Source organism: Cryobacterium fucosi, assembly GCF_004403515.1.
In the GTDB taxonomy this organism is placed as follows: Bacteria; Actinomycetota; Actinomycetes; order Actinomycetales; family Microbacteriaceae; genus Cryobacterium; species Cryobacterium fucosi.
Genome location: NZ_SOHH01000087.1, coordinates 59,296 through 76,840, shown reverse-complemented (window position 1 = coordinate 76,840; position 17,545 = coordinate 59,296). Strand labels below are relative to the sequence as shown.

General features: G+C 69.1%; 15 protein-coding genes and 1 pseudogene. 9 read left to right on the top strand and 7 right to left on the bottom strand.

The annotated features are described in order from the left end of the window. Positions 1-213 precede the first annotated feature (213 nt). The 7 genes from E3T48_RS12770 to E3T48_RS12740 all read right to left on the bottom strand — a co-directional run bounded on the left by E3T48_RS12770 (position 214) and on the right by E3T48_RS12740 (position 7,064). Entirely contained in the window at positions 214-903 is a 690-nt protein-coding gene (locus E3T48_RS12770) for a response regulator (RefSeq protein ID WP_134524429.1), read from the bottom strand. Positions 904-907: 4 nt separating this feature from the next. Further along, positions 908-2,356 carry a sensor histidine kinase gene (locus E3T48_RS12765; protein ID WP_241986806.1) on the bottom strand — a complete coding sequence of 483 codons (1,449 nt, stop codon included), beginning with the start codon at positions 2,354-2,356 and terminating at the stop codon, positions 908-910. A 268-nt stretch (positions 2,357-2,624) separates the two neighbouring features. Next, on the bottom strand, positions 2,625-4,100 hold the full coding sequence (locus tag E3T48_RS12760; protein WP_134524428.1) for an amidohydrolase: 1,476 nt from the start codon (positions 4,098-4,100) through the stop codon (positions 2,625-2,627). After that, positions 4,097-4,774: an FMN-binding negative transcriptional regulator gene (locus E3T48_RS12755; protein ID WP_134524427.1), complete on the bottom strand. Its 678-nt coding sequence runs from the start codon at positions 4,772-4,774 to the stop codon at positions 4,097-4,099. The genes E3T48_RS12760 and E3T48_RS12755 overlap by 4 nt, the downstream gene beginning before the upstream one ends. A 39-nt stretch (positions 4,775-4,813) precedes the next feature. After that, complete coding sequence (locus E3T48_RS12750; protein WP_134524426.1) at positions 4,814-5,803, bottom strand: Fpg/Nei family DNA glycosylase; 990 nt, start codon at positions 5,801-5,803, stop codon at positions 4,814-4,816. Position 5,804: 1 nt separating this feature from the next. Further along, positions 5,805-6,293, bottom strand: a complete 489-nt coding sequence (locus E3T48_RS12745; RefSeq protein WP_134524425.1) for a ribose-5-phosphate isomerase — start codon at positions 6,291-6,293, stop codon at positions 5,805-5,807. Between the two features lie 9 nt (positions 6,294-6,302). Further along, positions 6,303-7,064, bottom strand: a complete 762-nt coding sequence (locus E3T48_RS12740) for a DUF998 domain-containing protein (protein WP_134524424.1) — start codon at positions 7,062-7,064, stop codon at positions 6,303-6,305. 223 nt (positions 7,065-7,287) lie between these two features. On the opposite strand from E3T48_RS12740, the gene E3T48_RS12735 reads away from it, so the two are divergent. The 9 genes and pseudogenes from E3T48_RS12735 to E3T48_RS12695 all read left to right on the top strand — a co-directional run. Next, positions 7,288-8,871, top strand: a complete 1,584-nt coding sequence (locus tag E3T48_RS12735; RefSeq protein ID WP_134524423.1) for an MFS transporter — start codon at positions 7,288-7,290, stop codon at positions 8,869-8,871. Positions 8,872-9,137: 266 nt separating this feature from the next. Beyond that, on the top strand, positions 9,138-10,646 hold the full coding sequence (locus E3T48_RS12730) for an SDR family NAD(P)-dependent oxidoreductase (protein ID WP_134524422.1): 1,509 nt from the start codon (positions 9,138-9,140) through the stop codon (positions 10,644-10,646). Between the two features lie 128 nt (positions 10,647-10,774). Continuing rightward, on the top strand, positions 10,775-10,999 hold the full coding sequence (locus tag E3T48_RS12725; RefSeq protein WP_134524421.1) for a hypothetical protein: 225 nt from the start codon (positions 10,775-10,777) through the stop codon (positions 10,997-10,999). Positions 11,000-11,135: 136 nt separating this feature from the next. Beyond that, positions 11,136-11,777, top strand: a complete 642-nt coding sequence (locus E3T48_RS12720) for a hypothetical protein (RefSeq protein WP_134524420.1) — start codon at positions 11,136-11,138, stop codon at positions 11,775-11,777. Between the two features lie 66 nt (positions 11,778-11,843). Continuing rightward, positions 11,844-12,575 (top strand): hypothetical protein, encoded by a 732-nt coding sequence (locus E3T48_RS12715; protein ID WP_134524419.1) that lies wholly within the window; start codon positions 11,844-11,846, stop codon positions 12,573-12,575. A gap of 119 nt (positions 12,576-12,694) precedes the next feature. Then, a complete protein-coding gene (pepN, locus tag E3T48_RS12710) occupies positions 12,695-15,238 on the top strand; it encodes an aminopeptidase N (protein ID WP_134524418.1) in 2,544 nt (847 codons plus the stop codon). A gap of 148 nt (positions 15,239-15,386) precedes the next feature. Then, positions 15,387-16,652: a mechanosensitive ion channel family protein gene (locus tag E3T48_RS12705; RefSeq protein ID WP_134524417.1), complete on the top strand. Its 1,266-nt coding sequence runs from the start codon at positions 15,387-15,389 to the stop codon at positions 16,650-16,652. Continuing rightward, positions 16,642-17,118, top strand: coding sequence for a globin (locus E3T48_RS12700; protein WP_134524416.1), 477 nt, complete (start codon positions 16,642-16,644; stop codon positions 17,116-17,118). The genes E3T48_RS12705 and E3T48_RS12700 overlap by 11 nt, the downstream gene beginning before the upstream one ends. Positions 17,119-17,298: 180 nt before the next feature. After that, positions 17,299-17,479: pseudogene (locus E3T48_RS12695) on the top strand (hypothetical protein); the annotation flags it as partial. Between the last annotated feature and the right edge of the window lie 66 nt (positions 17,480-17,545).

The following is a 17,545-nucleotide window of genomic DNA, read 5'->3' as shown; positions in this document are numbered from 1 at the left end:
CTCCGCCCGGCATCCGGGTGCGCGTCCAGAACGGTGATCGAGCCTGTTCGGTGATCGAGCCTGTGAGCGAACCCATCTGTGAGCTCCGTGCCGAATTCAGGTGTGAAGCCCGGGACAGTGCGACGGATGCCCGCCGGGGCCCCGAGGTCAGGCTGTTCTCCTGAATTCGGAACAGGCTCGACCGCCGCCAGGCTCAATCAACGACCGGGTTTGTCAGTGCCGGAGGAAGGCGAGCACCGCGAGCACCCGGCGGTGGTCCGAGCCGGAGTCGTCGAGCTGCAGCTTCTGGAAGATCGAGGTGACGTTCTTCTCCACCGAGCCGACCCCGATCACGAGGGCGGAGGCGATCCCGACATTCGTTCGGCCCTCGGCCATCAGCCCGAGCACATCCCGCTCCCGCGGGGTGAGCGCCGCGAGCGGGTCGGTGCGGCGGCCGAGCAGTTCGCGCACCACCTGCGGGTCGAGCACGGTGCCGCCCGCGCTGATCCGGGTGAGCGCGTCGGTGAGGTCGTCCAGTGACGCCACCCGGTCCTTGAGCAGGTAGCCCATGCCACCCTCCCCGGCCGCGAGCAGCTCGTGGGCGTACGTGCCCTCGACGTACTGGCTGAGCAGCAGGATGCCCACTGACGGCAGCCGCCGTCGCAGCTCCAGCGCGGCACGCACCCCCTCGTCGCGGAAGGTGGGCGGCATCCGCACATCGAGCACGGCGATGTCCGGCCGCAACGCGTCTACCTCGGCGAGCAGCCCTTCGGCGTCGCCGTAGGAGGCGACGGTCACGAAGCCGGCCTCGTCGAACAGCCGGATCAGCCCCTCACGCAGCAGCAGCGAATCCTCGGCCAGCACCAGCCGCAACGGAGCGGTCGCCGGTGCCGCGTCCGTCGCGGGCTGTTCTGGCTGGGTCACCTGTTCAGGATAGGGCGATCGAGCCCGGCGCGGTGTCGGTCAGCGGGATGTGCGCCCCGACCGCGGTCGGCCCGCCCGCCGGGCTGTCGATCGACAACATCCCGCGGAGGCCTTGCAGGCGCTCGTCGAGGCCCCGCAGGCCGTGCGCCTCGGTCGGGACAGCGCCGCCCACGCCGTTGTCGATCACCCAGAGGTCCAGCCAGGTGGTGTCGTCGTCAGGCACGCGGCGGAGCGCAAGGTGCAGCCGGATGCCGGTGGCCCGGGAATGCTTGGCGGCGTTCGTCAGCAACTCGGACGCCGCGAAGTACGCGCCGCGTTCGATCTCGGACGGCAGCCGCAGCGCCGGGTCGACGGTCAGTTCGAGCCGCACGGGGATGGTGCTGCGGGCCGCGAGCGACTCGAGGCCGGCGATCAGGCCCCGGTCCTGGAGGATCGGGGGCACCAGGCCGCGGGACAGCGCGCGCAGCTCCTCGAGGGTGTCGTGCGCCTGCTGCCTGGCCTCGGCGAGTAGTCCGCGGGCGGCCGCCGGGTCGGTCTCGAGCCTGCGCTCTGCGCTGGCGAGGTCCATCTGCAGGCGCACCAGGCGCTGTTGGGGTCCGTCGTGGATGTCGCGTTCGAGCCGGCGCAGTGACCGGTCCTCCGCGGAGACGGCAGCCCCGCGGGACGCGCTCAGGTCGGCGACCTCCCGCTGGAGCGCCTCGGCGCGCCACGCGCCGAGCATGCCGCGCGCCGCGAACTGGTGCACCGCGGTCATGCCGCGGGTGATGAACGGGAGTGTCGTCAGGAGGACGATGCCGACGACGAGCTGGAACAGGCTCTCGCCGAGGAACGGGTCGGTGGCGAGGGTATTTCCCGGCAGCATCCAATCGACGACCACGTCATAGAGCCAGATGTTGCCGTCGTCCCGGGGAAGGAACCGACCCCAGAGCCAATAGCTGACCCCGCCGAGCGACCCCGTCACCCAGACGATCGTCAGGCTCCAGCTGACCACGCCGATGATGAAGTTGACGACCATGCCGTGCAACAGGTAGAGCCAGTAGTGCCCGTTGACGAGCGGGCCGAGGATGGTGCGGAGCGGGGTGCGCGCCTCCCCGGGCGGGTCCCAGCGCGGCGGCGTGATGGCAGGTTCACCGGCCCAGCGCAGCCGGACGAGCTCCAACTGGCCGAAGCCGCGCGCGATGTACAACGCCAGGACCACAATGAACAGGCCGACGAAGATCGCAATCATGCCCGTGCCGGTGAAAAACACCGTGCTGAGCACGGAGACTGCGACGACGACGACGGGCAGCGTCGGCAGCAGGAAGCCGAGATCCCGGGGAACCCGCCGCCACAGGCCGAGGTAGCCGCCCCGACGGGCGGCCGGGTTCGCCACGGTGTTGCCCATCGCGTTCTCCATCCGGTCATCCCTCGGGTCGTCGCTCGTCGTGGGTGTTGTTGTTTCGGTCGTGCTCATGGTCTTCCTCCAGCCAGAGTGCCTGAATCCAGCATTCCCGGCGGGTGGAATCGGCGGCATCCGGCTGGCAACCGGATCGCCTCGGGGGAAAACCCCCGCACGGCGCGCACCCGGTGGTCGAGCAACCGGTGGTCGAGCCTGTCGAGACCAGGTCGCGTGACGTGGTCTCGACAGGCTCGACCACCGTGAGCTCGACCACCGTGAGCTCGACCACCGTGAGCTCGACCACCGTGCGCTCGACCACCGCGCACTCGACCACCGTGCGAGGTCAGAGGGTGTTGTGCGTGAACCGGCCGGCGATCAGGGTGGCTGCCACGGGCATCCGCCGGAGGTCGGTGACGGATGCGACGAACGGGTCCGTCTCACACACCGCCAGGTCGGCCAAATCGCCGACAGAGACCCCGTGCCGCCCCCTGGCGGACGCCCCGAGCGCCGCCTGCCGGGAGATCGCCTGCCCCGGCTGCCACGGCTCTCGTCCTCCCCTGGTGCGCCCGACCGCGGCCGCGATCGTGACCCAGGGATCCAGCGGGGCGACGGGGGCGTCACTGCCGAGGGCCAGGGTCGCGCGCGCGTCGAGCAGGGCCTTGAGCACGAAGGCCCGCCCGGTGCGGCCGACCCAGTACCGGTCGGCGACGTCCCGGTCGTCGAGGGCCTGCTCGGGCTGCACGCTGGCGATGATGCCGAGCGCGGCGAACCTGGCCAGGTCCTCGTCGCGGAGCAGCTGGGCGTGTTCGATGCTGCCCTCACAACCGACCTCGGCGAAGGCGTCGAGGGCCAGGCTGTTCGCCCGGTCGCCGATCGCGTGCACGGCGGGGCGGATGCCGTTGGCCGCCGCCCGGCGCATCAGGGAGACAAGTCGGTCGTGCGGCACCGTCAACAGCCCGTGCGAACCGGCCGTTCCCTCCAGACCCGGGTATTCGTCGAAGCAGTACGCGGTGCGGGTGTTGAGAGACCCGTCGGTGATGACCTTGAACGGACCCATCACGGCGAGCCCGCCGGTGCCATCGAGCGCAGCCCCTGAACGCAGGCCGAGGGCGATCGCCTGCTCCAGGTGTTGGCTGTAGACGCTCGCCTCGACCCGGAGCACGTCGGTCCCGGCCTCGATCCGGCGTTGCCAGTCGCCGGGGTTCCAGGCCATCTCCATCTCCACGATGCCGACAACGCCGCGGGCGGCCGCAGCGCGCGCCGCAGTGTCGACCCAGCCGTCCATCACGGCGTCCGGCACGGTGCCGAGGGCGTTGACGACCGCGAAGGCGTCGTCCTCGCGCAGCAGCCCGGTCGGGTGGTCAGGGAAGCCGTGCGCGGCGAGCGCCGCCGAATTCAGCCAGCAGCTGTGCAGGTCTCCGCTGACGAGCACGACGGGGAGACCGCCGGAGGCGTCGTCGATCACGGCCCGGCCCGGGGCATCCGGCCAGAGGCCGTCGCGGAACCCGAACCCGACGAGGGTCTCGCCCGGCGGCGTCTCCCGGACGCGTTCGCGCACGAGCGCGGCAACCTCGGCAGCACTGGCCGTGGCTGACAGGTCGAGGCGCCGGGCGGTCTGCGCCCACTGGCTGAAGTGCACGTGGTTGTCCCAGAGGCCGGGGATCAGCCACCGCTCGCCGAGATCGACGCTCTCCTGCCCGGGAGTTGCCTTGTCCCGGTAGCCGATCCGCCGGATCACCCCGCCGCTGATCGTGACGTCCACTCGTTCGTCGCTGCCGGGAAGGCGTCCGTTGCGCAGCGTGAGCGAGGCCTGGGTCATGACCGGTCGCCGCTCGGGTCGGTCTGGCCTGTCGGGTCGGACTGTTCGGGCTGGCCGTGCACCCGGCGCATCTCGGCGGCGAGAGTCGGGCTGGCGTAGGGCCCTGCCCCCTCCAGTTCGGCCAGGATCCGGCTGACGGTCTCGGCCGGCCTGTTCTGGCTGAGCTTGCTCTTGGCAACCATCCGGGTCACCCGAAGCCGGAAGCCGACCGTGCCGGCCGAGATCCGGGCGGCGTAGGCGGCGTTCTCGGCGGTGCCGTTCATCCGCCGGGGCACCGGCATCCGGTCTTCGAAGTGATCGACGAGCCGTTCGAGGACGGCGAGGTTCTCGGTGGCGCTGAGCAGTTCGGGGGTGCCGTACAGGTGGGCGGTGATGAAGTTCCAGGTGGGGACGGCGGGTGACGCGTCGTACCAACCGGGTGAGATGTAGCCGTGGGGCCCCTGGATCACCACCAGCAGCTCGTGCCGGCCGAGCTCGTGCAACTGCTCGTCCGGCCGGCCGACATGGCTCAGCAGCACGATCCCGTCGCTGTCCTCGTCGAGCACGACCGGGTAGTGCGAGGCGACGAGTTCCCCGTCGGAGGTGTGGCTGATCATGGTCGCCCACGGGTTCTCCCGAACCAGGCGCCTGATCTCGGCCGGGTCGTCGAGCGCGAAGGAGGGATTGTGTCTCATCGGATGAGGTTCCTGTCTCTTGGAGCGGGTCAACGGGTGTCAGGCCTGGCAGCGCGGGCAGTAGTAGAGCTTGCGGGCGCCCATCTCCGCGAGGGTGATGTGGGTGCCGCAGACCCTGCAGGGCAGACCCTCTCGCTTGTAGACCCAGTGCCGGTCGGCCCGGTTCTTCATCGCCGACCGCCACGCGTCACCGTCGAGGTCGTCCATGGTCATCATCTGGCCGGTCTCCACCCCGATTCGCAGCAGGTGCGCCCAGTCCCGCCACAGCCCGCGCACGGTATCCTCGCGGAGCGTCTTGCCCGGGGCGTACGGGTTCACCCTGGCCCGGAACAGCAGCTCGGCGCGATAGACGTTGCCGATGCCGCTGACGACGGACTGGTCCATTAGGAGCAGGCCGATCGGGGTGGGCTTGCGGCGCACCACCGCGGTGAACCGGTCCTCGGCGGCCGTGCTGGCATCGAGCTGCGGGTCCGGTCCGGCCTTGTCGATCACGGCTTGCACCTCCGCCGGGTCGAGCACCTCGCAGGCCGTCGGCCCGCGCAGGTCAGCCGACACAGTGTCGGTGAGCAGGCGCACCCGCACCTGGCCGACCGGTTCCGGCGGGAAGGTGCCCGGCTGGTCGATCTCCTTCTCCTGCTCGGCCATCCGCACCCGGGTTCGACGCGGTGCCCCGATGCTGTGCATCGAGTTCTCCCCCGCCGAATCCACCACGGCCGAGGCGACATCGGTGCCCCGCTGGTTCGTCTGGCCCATCCGGCCGTTCGCGGAGGCGATCGTCGCATCCATCAGGATGTCCCCGGCGAAGTCCCACGCGCCGTACATGCCCAGGTGCACGCGCAGCCACAGCCCGTGGTCGAACTGGAGGAACATCTGCTTGCCCACGGCGCGGGCATCCGTCATCACGTGGCCGTCGAGCAGAGCGGCGCCCACGGCGAAACGGCCCTGCGGCGACGACAGATGCACCGTCCGGCCGACGAAATTGCGGGCGAACTGGCGGGCGATGCGGTGTACGGAGTGGCCCTCTGGCACGTCAGCGCACGATGCCTTTGCCGGCGATGTCGCGGGTCGCCTCGTACTCGGCGAGCTGGCGGATGCGGCGAAGGTGCCGTTCGTCGGCGGGGAACGGCTCGGCGATGAACGCGTCGATGAAGGTGATCGCCTCGTCGATGGTGTGCTGCCTGGCCCCGATCGAGATGACGTTGGCGTTGTTGTGTTCGCGGGCGAGCCTGGCGGTGTTGAGGCTCCAGACCAGCGCGGCCCGGGCGCCGACGACCTTGTTCGCGGCCATCTGTTCGCCGTTGCCCGAGCCGCCGAAGACCACGCCGAGGGATTCGATCCCGGCGACCCGGTCATTCACCACAGCCTGAGCGGCATTGATGCAGAACGCCGGGTAGTCGTCCAGAGCGTCGTAGGCCTGCGGGCCGTGGTCGATGACGTCATGCCCGGCCTCCGTGAGGTGATCGATGAGGAAACGGCTGAAGTCGAGTCCGGCGTGGTCGGTGGCGATGTGAATGCGCATGGGTCGAGTCTATTTAGCTCGACGGATTGGCGGAGCGGGTTGGGGCAGCGCGCCGACGACTCGGTCGGGCGTGAAGGGGACAGCGGGCGCCGAACGGGACAGCGGGCGCCGACGCTCGCGCACGGACTTCGCGAGGAGGTATACGCCGGAACCGACCGTCCACACATTGAGCGGATAGACGGCGATCCGCTCGATGAAGCCGTAGCCCAGGCCCGCGTCGATTCCCAGGCGCAGCAGCACCCCGGCGGTCAGTCCGACGGCGCCGAGCGCTACGTTGGCGATGCCGTAGCCGCGCCAGGAGGTCTTCCCGACCACGAACACGCCGAGCACCAGAATGCCCGCATTGCCGGCGCCGATCGACAGGACCGCTGCCGTCAGGTGAAGCGGGTCGAGTCCGGCGGCGGCGAGGGCGATGCTCTGGTGGAGCACCCCGACGAAGAAGGTGCCGACTCCTGAAGTCGCGAGGAGGATCCCGATCACCATTCGCTGCCGGGCCGTGTCGAGTGTCACGCGGGCCACGAGTAACCCGCCGATCGTGAACACTGTGCCCTGTACGAGCAGGCCGGCATTCATCAACGGATGCAACGGTGAGCACAAGCGATTCCCATCGACCACTGCGCAGTCAGCGAAGCCCAGATCGGAGATGAAATTCCGGGCCCAGTCGTAGGGCGGGTCGACCCAGGCCGCCGCCGCGACGGACTCGAAGACGAGGTAGACGAGCCCGAAGAGCAGGACGATTCCCGCTGTGAACTGGCGGTTGGGCGGGGTCATCGTGTCAGCCTATGTCCTTGGGTCGAGGGCGTCATAGAGCTGCCAGCCCAGGTGCCGGATGGCCCCCGAACGCCCGCCGACGACCCCATGTAAACCCCTGTCCAGAAGCCCTATCCTCGGCAGAAATTCGGGTTGACGGCGCTTTTGCGCTAAAATTGCTCTTTATGCCCGAACACGGGTCCACAAACTTCACCTGCAAACGACCTCCACGAGAGAAGCCAAAATGCCGAGAGACCCCAGCATGACCGACATGAAAAAGGGCGTCAGGAGCGCCTCCGGACAGACCAGAAAACCCCTCCTTCAGCGCCGCTTGAAGGTGTCCCACGTCAACGTGGTCGACCAGCCCCGCCTGAAGAAGGCGCTCGGCGGAACCATCGTCGGTAACACGATGGAGTGGTACGACGTCGGAGTGTTCGGTTACCTGATCACGACGATGGGCCCGGTCTTCCTGCCGGAGGCCGACAAGACGGTACAGACCCTGTTCCTGCTCGGCACCTTCGCCGCCACGTTCATCGCCCGCCCGCTCGGTGGTGTCTTCTTCGGCTGGCTCGGCGACAGGATCGGCCGCCAGAGGGTGCTGTCGATGACGCTGATGCTGATGGCCGCCTCCACCTTCGCGGTCGGCCTCCTCCCGAGCTACGCCATGGTCGGCATGCTCGCCGCGGCCCTTCTCGTCTTCACGAAGCTGATCCAGGGCTTCTCGACCGGTGGGGAGTACGCCGGCGCCACCACGTTCGTCAGCGAACACTCCCCCGACAAGCACCGCGGATTCTTCGCGAGCCTGCTTGACATGGGCAGCTATCTCGGCTTTGCCATCGGTGCCGCGCTCGTGTCGGTGCTCCAGGTCACGCTGGGACAGCCGGTCATGGAGGACTGGGGCTGGAGAATCCCGTTCCTCATCGCCGGGCCGCTCGGCCTGATCGCGATCTGGTTCCGGATGAAGATCGAGGAATCCCCCACGTTCCAGGCCACCATGGATGCCAAGGATGCCCTCGCCAGCGATCCCACGACGACCGAGGAACCCGCATCCAACGGCCCCTTGAGCATCTTCAAGGCGCATTGGCGCGGAATCATCGTCGCGATGATCCTCGTCGCCGCCGCGAACACCCTCGGCTACGCCCTCACCTCGTACATGCCGACCTACCTCACCAGCACCAAGGGGTACGACGAGCTGCACGGTACCCTGCTGACCATTCCGATCCTCGTGATCATGTCACTCTGCATCCCGCTGACCGGAAAGCTCTCCGACAAGATCGGCCGCCGCCCGGTGCTCTGGATGGGCTCCGGTACGGCCATCGTGCTCTCCATCCCGGCATTCCTGCTGATCGGAGCCGGCGAGATCTGGTCGACCCTTCTCGGCCTGGCACTGATCGCCCTCCCCGTCACCTTCTACGTTTCCAACCTCGCCTCCGCCCTTCCTGCGCTGTTCCCGACCAAGAGCCGCTATGGCGCGATGGGAATCGCGTACAACTTCTCCGTCGCGATTTTCGGTGGCACCACGCCGTTCATCATCGCGGCGCTGATCGCGGCCACCGGCGACGACATGATGCCGGCGTACTACCTGATGGGAACATCCGTCATCGGCGGAATCGCGATCTTCTTCATGAGAGAGACCGCAGGCCTGCCGCTGCTCGGGTCGATGCCGAGCGTGGACTCGGTCTTCGAGGCCCGCGAACTCGTCGCGACCCAGGACGACAATCCCGGCCTGAACACCGACGAGATGCCGTTCGACCACACCTATGAGCCGCCGACCTCGTCGATCGAGCTTCCGGTGCTGGACGATCAGCCGGAGCCGCTCAAGGTCTGATCGCGTCACCCAGCACCCATACGATGGGCCCGATCACCACGGTGATCGGGCCCATCGTGCATGTACCGGTGGTCGAGCTCGTAGAGACCGGGGCGGGCGGGGTCTCGACGAGCTCGACCACCGGGGCCGCTCGACCACCGGGCGGGGTCTCGACGAGCTCGACCACCGGGGCGGCTCGACCACCGGGGCGGCTCGACCACCGGGCGGGCTCGACCACCGGGCGGGCTCGAGCGGCGGTTCGATCCGGGTCGACGTAGAATTGGCGGATGAGCACCGCGCCTTCGACCGAGCCCGCACCCTCGACGCAGGCAGCACCGACCATCGACCCGCACGACCTAGAGGTCGCCCTGAGAGTGCTCGCGTCGCTGAGCACGATCGACCCGGACGACCCCGACTTCGTCACCGTGCGCCAGGCCACCGCCAAGATGTTCAAGTCGGTGAAGATCGTGCGGCGCGGCGAGAAGCGTCAGGCCATCGCGGATGCCGACCGCGAAGTGATCGCCGCGACCGCCACGGGCGCGCCCACCCGCATCGACGACGAGACCATCGGCGCCCAGCTCCGCCTCGGCACGAGCAAGGCCTCGGCCGGCGAGCTGCTCGTGGCCCGCCCCTGCTACATCTGCAAGGAGCGCTACACGCTCGTCGACGCGTTCTACCACCAGCTCTGCCCGAGTTGCGCCGCGATGAGCCACGCGAAACGGGATGCCCGCACCGACCTCACCGGCAAGCGTGCCCTGCTGACCGGCGGCCGCGCGAAGATCGGCATGTACATCGCCCTGCGCCTGCTGCGCGACGGCGCCCACACGACGATCACCACCCGGTTCCCGGGCGACGCGGTGCGCCGGTTCAGCGCCATGCCCGATTCGCCCGATTGGCTGCACCGGCTGCGCATCGTGGGAATCGACCTGCGCGACCCGGCCCAGGTGATCGGCCTGGCCGAGTCCGTCGCCGAAGCCGGCCCGCTCGACATCCTGATCAACAACGCCGCGCAGACCGTGCGTCGATCCCCCGGCTCCTATTCGATGCTGGTCGAGGCCGAGTCATCGCCGCTTCCCGAGGGCAGCATCCCCGAGATCGTCAGCTTCGGCCACACCAATGACGCGCACCCGACCGCGCTGGCCGCATCCGTGACCAGCCACCCGATCCTGGCCGCCGCGGCAGCCGGCTCGGCCTCGTCTGTGCTGACCGCCGACGACCTCACGGCCCTGGCCCTCGCCCCGGGTTCGTCGTCGCTCGACCGCCTCGCCGCCGGCACCGCCATTGACGCCGGAGGGCTCGTGCCTGACCTGCACGAGGCGAACAGCTGGACCGCCAACGTCGAGGACGTCGACCCGCTCGAGATGCTCGAGGTGCAGCTCTGCAACACCACGGCACCATTCCTGCTGGTGAGCCGCCTGCGCGCCTCGCTCGCGGCATCCGGGGCCCGGCGCACCTATATCGTCAACGTTTCCGCGATGGAGGGCGTCTTCGGCCGCGGTTACAAGGGTCCTGGCCACCCGCACACAAACATGGCCAAGGCTGCGCTGAACATGCTCACCCGCACCAGCGCCAAGGAGATGCTCTCCGACCGCATCCTCATGACGAGTGTTGACACCGGCTGGATCACCGACGAACGCCCGCACCCCACCAAGGTGCGCCTTGCCGAGGAGGGCTTCCACGCCCCGCTCGACCTCGTCGACGGCGCGGCGCGCGTTTACGACCCGATCGTGCGCGGCGAGGCGGGCGAAGACCTGTGCGGCGTCTTCCTCAAGGACTACAAGCCCGCCGCCTGGTAAACCGCCCGGGCGGCATCCGATCGGCTATGGTGGCCGGATGCTCCCCTTGTGTGATTAGCGACCGGCTCGGCTTCGACCACCCGGATCCTTCACCCGCGCCCGGCGCGCACATTCTTCGGAGTTCTTCCATGCCCGGGCTCGTCTGCGGCGCCCTGGCCGGGGTGCTCATCGAAGCGGGAGGCCCTGGCTCCGCGTTCTTCGGCGCGGCCGTCGTCGGCGCGGTGCTCCTGGTGCCGGCCGGGATCATCCGTTGGGTCACTCCGCCGACGCCGTCCCGGCCGGTGGGACCCGTCCCGGGCGCACGGCGCGCCCAAGCGCCGGGCCCTTTAGGTTCTGCTCCCAACTGTGACTAGTTTGGGGGGTCAGTGCTCGTTTGCGGTTTCACGCCCTGCCGACAGGCTGCTCTCCCGACCCGGATGAGGTCACACGGAACTGCGCAATGCTGTGCCTGCCGCCGACTGCCGATGATGACCGGAACGGAACCACCGGATGACCGAGACGCCCACGCCGACCAGGGAGCTGTCGCTGCGCGACATGCTGGACTCCCTCGCCCCGACCGAACCGGGTCTCGCCCGGCGTCCTCGGGCGCACGCGAGCGCCTACCCGGCCGCGAGTCCGCTGTACGACGAGGTCGAGTCCCGCCTGGACACCATCGCCGAGCATGAGAGCCTCGCGCTCGTCGCCACCGCCCTGGTGGAGCACCAGGCCCGGATGGCGCGGCTGCGGCGCATTCCACGGGATGCGCGCAGCACCCCCGCACCATCGACCCAGGCGGTGCCCGCACACCGCACCGCCATCGACCTCTGGGTGATGGTGTTCGGCGACGAGGACTGCACGGAATACACGGGCGAGGCCCTCCACCGGCGCACCCTCGTCGACGCCGTGCCTCGCGCCGGCGAGCGCTTCTCTCCCGGCCAATTGAGTCGCTTCGACACCTTGCGCCCGGTGGTGGACCGGGTCGAACACGCGCCCTTCCCGGAGAACTGCGACACACCGACGGTCCTGGTGGTGGTGCATGTGGCCTCCGTGGCCGAGCCGGCCGAACACCGGCTGGAGCGTCAGCGAGAGCTGCGCAAGGAGGGGTGGGACATCGCCCTTCCCCAGACCCAGGTGGCAGCGCCCGGAGCGTAGGCTCCCCCCGAATCCCGACCGGCACGACCCCGCCAATGCAGGATGCAACGAAACGGAAAGCCGACGATGACCGAGATCTCGACAGAACTCAGGGAGGCCCTGCTGCGTGAGATGCGCAGCACGCTTCGCGCCACCAGCGAGCGGAGGGCCCCACTGGAACGTCCCGTGCTCGTGCTCGAACTCGGCAGCCCGGTCTACGACGAGGTGGAGACCCTGCTCGGGAGCGGCGCCGGGCGGGCGAGCCGGGGCGATCATGCGATCACCCCGGACGCACGGGCCATGCTCATCGTGGAGCCCGTGCACCCGGTGTACGACGAGGTGGAGTTCCTGATCGGCAACGACGCCGAGCGGGTCAGCCTCGGTGCCGTGGCGACGGCGATGTTCGAATACCAGGCCGGTGCGATCACCCGGGGCCAGGTCGCTGAACGCGCTCCCGCAGTCGATGTGCGACCGGTGCACTCGGTCACGAAGAACCGCACCGCGATCGACGTGCGACTGCTGGTCTTCGGCGACACCGCCTGCACGGAGTTCACCGGCGAGGCGCTGCACCGGCGCACGCTCGTCGATGCCGTTCCGCGGGCCGGGGAGAGCTTCCTTCCCGGGCAACTGACGGGATTCGCCGCCCAGCGGACCGTGGTGCACCACGTCGAGCATGCGCCGTTCGCGCACAGTTCCGACGAGCCCACCGTCGGGGTGGTGCTGCACCTCGCCGCCGTGGCGGAGTCGGACTCCTGGCGCCGCGAGCGCCAGGGCCGGCTGCGGGCCGACGGCTGGCAGGCCCTCGCCCCACGAACCTGATCGCACCGACCCGGAGTGCCGGGCTCAGCTCACCCCTGCCCCCGTCGCAATAGTGGCTAGGCTTAACCGTCGTGCGACCGGAGCCAGAAGCCCCGGTCGAAACCGAGATGGAGAAAACGTTGCCTGGAGAAAACCTCACCCGGATCGAAGCCCAGGAGCGCGCGGCGCTCATCGCCGTGCGGAGCTACGCCGTAGCCCTCGACCTCACCACCGGTGCGGAGACATTCGGCAGCACGACCACCGTGGAGTTCGCGGCCACGCCCGGCGCCACCACGTTCATCGACGCGATCACCAGCACTGTGCACTCGGTGACCCTCAACGGGGTCTCCCTCGACCCGGGATCCGTCAGCGACGGCATCCGGATCCAGCTCGACGGCCTCGCCGCCGAGAATACCCTGACCGTCGTCTCCGACGCTCTCTACACGAACACCGGCGAAGGCCTGCACCGCTTCGTCGACCCGGTCGACAACGAGGTCTACCTCTACAGCCAGTTCGAGGTGCCCGACTCCTGCCGCGTCTTCGCGGTGTTCGAGCAGCCTGACCTCAAGGCCACCTTCGCCTTCACGGTCACCGCGCCCGGGGCCTGGGAGGTCATCTCCAACTCCGTCACGCCCGTGCCCACGGATGCCGGCAACGGCGCGAAGACCTGGGTCTTCCCGCCCACCCACACCATCTCCAGCTACATCACGGCCCTCGTCGCCGGCCCGTACGCCGTCGTGCGCAGCGAGCTGACCTCCAGCGACGGCCGCGTCATCCCCCTCGGCCTGTTCAGCCGGAAGAGCCTGTTCCAGTACCTCGACTCCGACTACCTCTTCGAGAAGACCCGCCAGGGCTTCGCCTACTTCGAGGAGAAGTTCAACTACCCGTACCCGTTCGACAAGTACGACCAGATGTTCGTGCCCGAGTTCAACGCCGGAGCGATGGAGAACGCCGGAGCGGTCACCTTCACCGAGACCTACGTCTTCCGCTCCAAGGTCACCGACGCCATCAAGGAGCGTCGCGTGGTCACCGTGCTGCACGAGCTGGCGCACATGTGGTTCGGCGACCTGGTCACCATGAAATGGTGGAACGACCTGTGGCTGAACGAATCGTTCGCCGAATGGGCGTCGACCATGGCCACCGCCGAGGCCACCGAGTGGACCGAGGCCTGGACCACCTTTGCCGTGATGGAGAAGAGCTGGGCCTACAAGCAGGACCAGCTGCCGTCGACGCACCCCATCGTCGCCACGATCACCGACCTCGAAGACGTGCAGGTCAACTTCGACGGCATCACCTACGCCAAGGGCGGCTCCGTGCTCAAACAGCTCGTCGCCTGGGTCGGCCGGGACGAGTTCTTCGCCGGGGTTGCCGCCTATTTCGCCAAACACGAGTGGGGCAACACCGAACTGAACGACCTGATGGTGGAGCTCGAGGCCTCCAGCGGCCGCGATCTCAGCGAGTGGACCAAGCTCTGGCTTGAGACGGCGGGCGTGAACACGCTGCGCCCAGAGGTGGCGGTCGACGAGACCGGAATGATCACCGGCTTCACCGTGCTGCAGACCGCCGCTGCGGACTACCCCACGATCCGCCCGCACCGCATCGCGATCGGCTTCTACAACTTCGCCGACGGCGCCCTCGTGCGCGCCCACCGCGTCGAGATCGACATCGACGGACCGAGAACGGATGTCGCCGAGCTCGTCGGCCTGGCCCGCCCCGCCCTCGTGCTGCTCAACGACGACGACCTCGCCTACGCGAAGATCCGCCTCGACACCGCATCGCAGGACGTCGCCCTCGAGAATCTCTCCTCGATCGAGAGCCCGCTCGCCCGGGCCATCGTCTGGGGTGCCGTCTGGGACGCCACCCGCGACGCCGAGACCGCGCCGCGGGACTTCATCAGCCTCGTCCTGGGCAACGTCGCCACCGAGACCGAGTCGACCACGCTCCGCACCGTGCTCGGACAGGTCGTGCTGGCCGCGACCTACTACGTGGCCGCGGAGTTCCGCGCGAACACGGTCACCGAGGTCGGCGACGCCCTCTGGTCCCTCGCCCGGCACGCCGAGCCCGGCACCGACGCGCAGTTCCAGTTCGTCAAGTTCTTCGCCTCGGTCGCGTCAACCGGCAGCCACCTGGCCTCGGTCGCGGCGATCCTGGACGGCTCCGTGCCGCTGGACGGCCTCACGATCGACACCGACCTGGCCTGGGAGCTGCTCATCGCCCTCGTCGCCGGCGGCAAGGCCGGCAGCGCCGAAATCGACGCGGCGCTGGCCGACGACAACACCGCGACGGGCGCCCAGTCGGCCGCCCAGGCGCGCGCCGCCATCCCAACCCCCGAGGGGAAGCAGGCGGCCTGGTCGTCGCTGATCGACGTCGACACGGCTCCGAACACCATCGTGCGTGTGACGGCGGCCGGGTTCCTCCGGGCCAACGACGCCACCCTGCTCGAGCCGTTCGTGGACGAGTACTTCGCCATGCTGCAGCCGGTCTGGGAGTCCCGCAGCTTCTCCATCGCGGAGAAGCTCGTCCTGGGCCTGTACCCGTCGCCGCTGGCGAACCAGGCCCTGGCCGACGCCACCCGTGCCTGGCTCGACGCCAACCCGGAGCCGCAAGCGCTCCGCCGCCTGGTGATCGAGAACCTGGCCGGGGTGGAGCGCGCCCTGGCCGCGCAGGCGCGGGACGCCGTCTAACCGGCCCGGAGCATCCGTCACTGCAACGCCCCAAGACCCTCGCCACCGCCCGCACCGGGCGCACGGCGGGGGTTTTGCGCATCCGCTCCCGCGCTGTCGGCGAGGGTCCCAGCCTCTGCCCGGCGGCTCTCGGTAGACTGGTCAGAATATGAACTTCGACGCAATCTGGCTTGAACTCGCCCAATTCTTCACCGTCGATCTGTGGCTCAAGATCATCAACATCGCCGCGATCGTCATCGGAGCCTTCCTGCTGCGCTGGGGGCTGCACTTCGTGATCGAACGCGTCGTGGGGCAGATCGTCTCCGGGGTGAAGAAAAACCAGAACGTCACGGACACCCAGTCTCTGAGCGTCTCGCCGCTGGCCGCCGTTCGCGTTGTGCAGCGCACCCGCACGCTCGGCTCCGTGCTCTCCAACATCGTCAACGTCACCCTGCTGATCGTGTCCGTACTGCTGATCGTCAACATCGTGAACACCGACATCCTGGGCTCGTTCGCGCTGCTCACGGCCGCCCTCGGCGCCGGGCTCGGCTTCGGAGCGCAGAACATCGTCAAGGACATCCTCAACGGCCTGTTCATGGTGGTGGAGGACCAGCTCGGCGTCGGCGACATCGTCGACGTCGGATTCGCCTCCGGCGTGGTCGAGACGGTCGGAATCCGGGTCACCCAGGTGCGTGACGTCGACGGCACGCTCTGGTTCGTGCGGAACGGCGAGATCCTCCGCGTCGGCAACATGTCCCAGGGCTGGGCGCGCGTGATCGTCGACCTGGCCATCCCGTACGCCTCCGACGTGGAGGCCGTGCAGGCCGAACTGCTCCGGGTGGCCAGGGCGCTCGCCTCCAGCCGCAAGTGGCGCCCCGTGATCCTGGAAAAGCCCGAGGTCTGGGGTCTCGAGTCGATCTCGGCGGAGGCCCTCGTCGTGCGCCTCGTGGTGAAGACCCGGGTCTCGGCCAAATGGGACTTCGCCCGCGACCTCCGCCTGCACCTCAAGAAGGCACTCGACGGCCTGGGCATCGGGCTGACCCCGCTGAACAGCGTCGTGATGACCGGACCGGACGGCTCCGTGAACGCCGCCGCCATCCCGAACACCGACGAACCGTTCGATGCCGCCGCCGAGGCCGCCGCGGCCGTTCCCGATGCGATCACCGACCCGTTCACCGCGCCGGTCCCGGTGCGTAAGAAGCCCCGGCTCCCCCGCGCCCCGCGCAAGGGCCGTACCGTGGCCACGGATGCCGCCGAGCATCCGGCAGACGAGTCCCCGGCCGGCAGCGCGCCGGCCGACAAGCCGGGTGCGGAGCCGGTCTCGAAGCCGGCCGGGAAGCCGGCCGGGAAGTCCGCCGCCGAGCTGGACGCCGAACATCCCACCCCCAGCTCGCCGAAGTCGGCACCAGATCCGGAGATCCGCGATGACGCCTGAGTCAACCCCCACGCCCGCCGCAGCGCCCACGCCCGCTGCTGCTCCCTCGCCCGTGCATCTGCGTGACGGCGAGAACGGCGCCGCGATCGGCGCCTCGTTCTACGAGCAGGTTGGCGGACGGCCGTTCTTCGCGAAGCTCGTCGCCGAGTTCTACCGCGGCGTCGCCACCGACCCGGTGCTGAAGCCGATGTACCCCGAGGCCGACCTCGGTCCGGCCGAGGAGCGCCTCACCATGTTCCTCGAGCAGTACTGGGGTGGCCCCGGCACCTACAGCGAGCAGCGCGGCCACCCCAGGCTGCGCCAGCGGCACCAGCCGTTCAAGGTGAACCCGGAGGCCCGCGACCGCTGGCTCGCGCACATGCGCGATGCCGTTGACGCGTGCGACCTACCCCCGCTCCAGCGGGAGACCCTCTGGGACTACCTGGAGCGGGCCGCCCACGCGATGCTGAACACGTTCGACGAGTAGCCGCCCCGCCCCCGTCGAATTCGACGGAGATTTTCGCGGTTTGACGCGCAGCAGACGCCTTTTGGGCCGTTTGCGGCAAAATCTCCGTCGAATTCGACGAGCGATACTGGCGTCACGATGAGCGCCGTTCCCCCGCATGCAGCAGGCATGTAAGCCGACGCCATCGTCGTGGGGGCCGGTTTGGCCGGTCTCGTCGCGACGGCCGAACTGGTCGCCGCCGGCAAGCGGGTGATCCTGGTCGAGACGCTGGGCGGAGGCCTACCTCGACTTCGCGGCCGGGGAGAAGCACGCCTGGCTGCACGCACGCGGCATCCGGTTCTTCCCCGTCGTCGGCTGGGCCGAACGGGGCGTCTACACCGCGGGCCGCGCGGTGTAGCCGCGCTGTAGCCCAGCCGCGCCCGTCCCCACATCCTCGTGGCGCACCTTG

What these genes read in the sequence shown, in the direction of transcription:
- E3T48_RS12765 (WP_241986806.1), bottom strand. Translation starts at nt 2,356, where the DNA reads ATGAGCACGACCGAAACAACAACACCCACGACGAGCGACGACCCGAGG.
- E3T48_RS12760 (WP_134524428.1), bottom strand. Translation starts at nt 4,100, where the DNA reads ATGACCCAGGCCTCGCTCACGCTGCGCAACGGACGCCTTCCCGGCAGC.
- E3T48_RS12755 (WP_134524427.1), bottom strand. Translation starts at nt 4,774, where the DNA reads ATGAGACACAATCCCTCCTTCGCGCTCGACGACCCGGCCGAGATCAGG.
- E3T48_RS12745 (WP_134524425.1), bottom strand. Translation starts at nt 6,293, where the DNA reads ATGCGCATTCACATCGCCACCGACCACGCCGGACTCGACTTCAGCCGT.
- E3T48_RS12740 (WP_134524424.1), bottom strand. Translation starts at nt 7,064, where the DNA reads ATGACCCCGCCCAACCGCCAGTTCACAGCGGGAATCGTCCTGCTCTTC.
- E3T48_RS12735 (WP_134524423.1), top strand. Translation starts at nt 7,288, where the DNA reads ATGCCGAGAGACCCCAGCATGACCGACATGAAAAAGGGCGTCAGGAGC.
- E3T48_RS12730 (WP_134524422.1), top strand. Translation starts at nt 9,138, where the DNA reads ATGAGCACCGCGCCTTCGACCGAGCCCGCACCCTCGACGCAGGCAGCA.
- E3T48_RS12725 (WP_134524421.1), top strand. Translation starts at nt 10,775, where the DNA reads ATGCCCGGGCTCGTCTGCGGCGCCCTGGCCGGGGTGCTCATCGAAGCG.
- E3T48_RS12720 (WP_134524420.1), top strand. Translation starts at nt 11,136, where the DNA reads ATGACCGAGACGCCCACGCCGACCAGGGAGCTGTCGCTGCGCGACATG.
- E3T48_RS12715 (WP_134524419.1), top strand. Translation starts at nt 11,844, where the DNA reads ATGACCGAGATCTCGACAGAACTCAGGGAGGCCCTGCTGCGTGAGATG.
- E3T48_RS12705 (WP_134524417.1), top strand. Translation starts at nt 15,387, where the DNA reads ATGAACTTCGACGCAATCTGGCTTGAACTCGCCCAATTCTTCACCGTC.
- E3T48_RS12700 (WP_134524416.1), top strand. Translation starts at nt 16,642, where the DNA reads ATGACGCCTGAGTCAACCCCCACGCCCGCCGCAGCGCCCACGCCCGCT.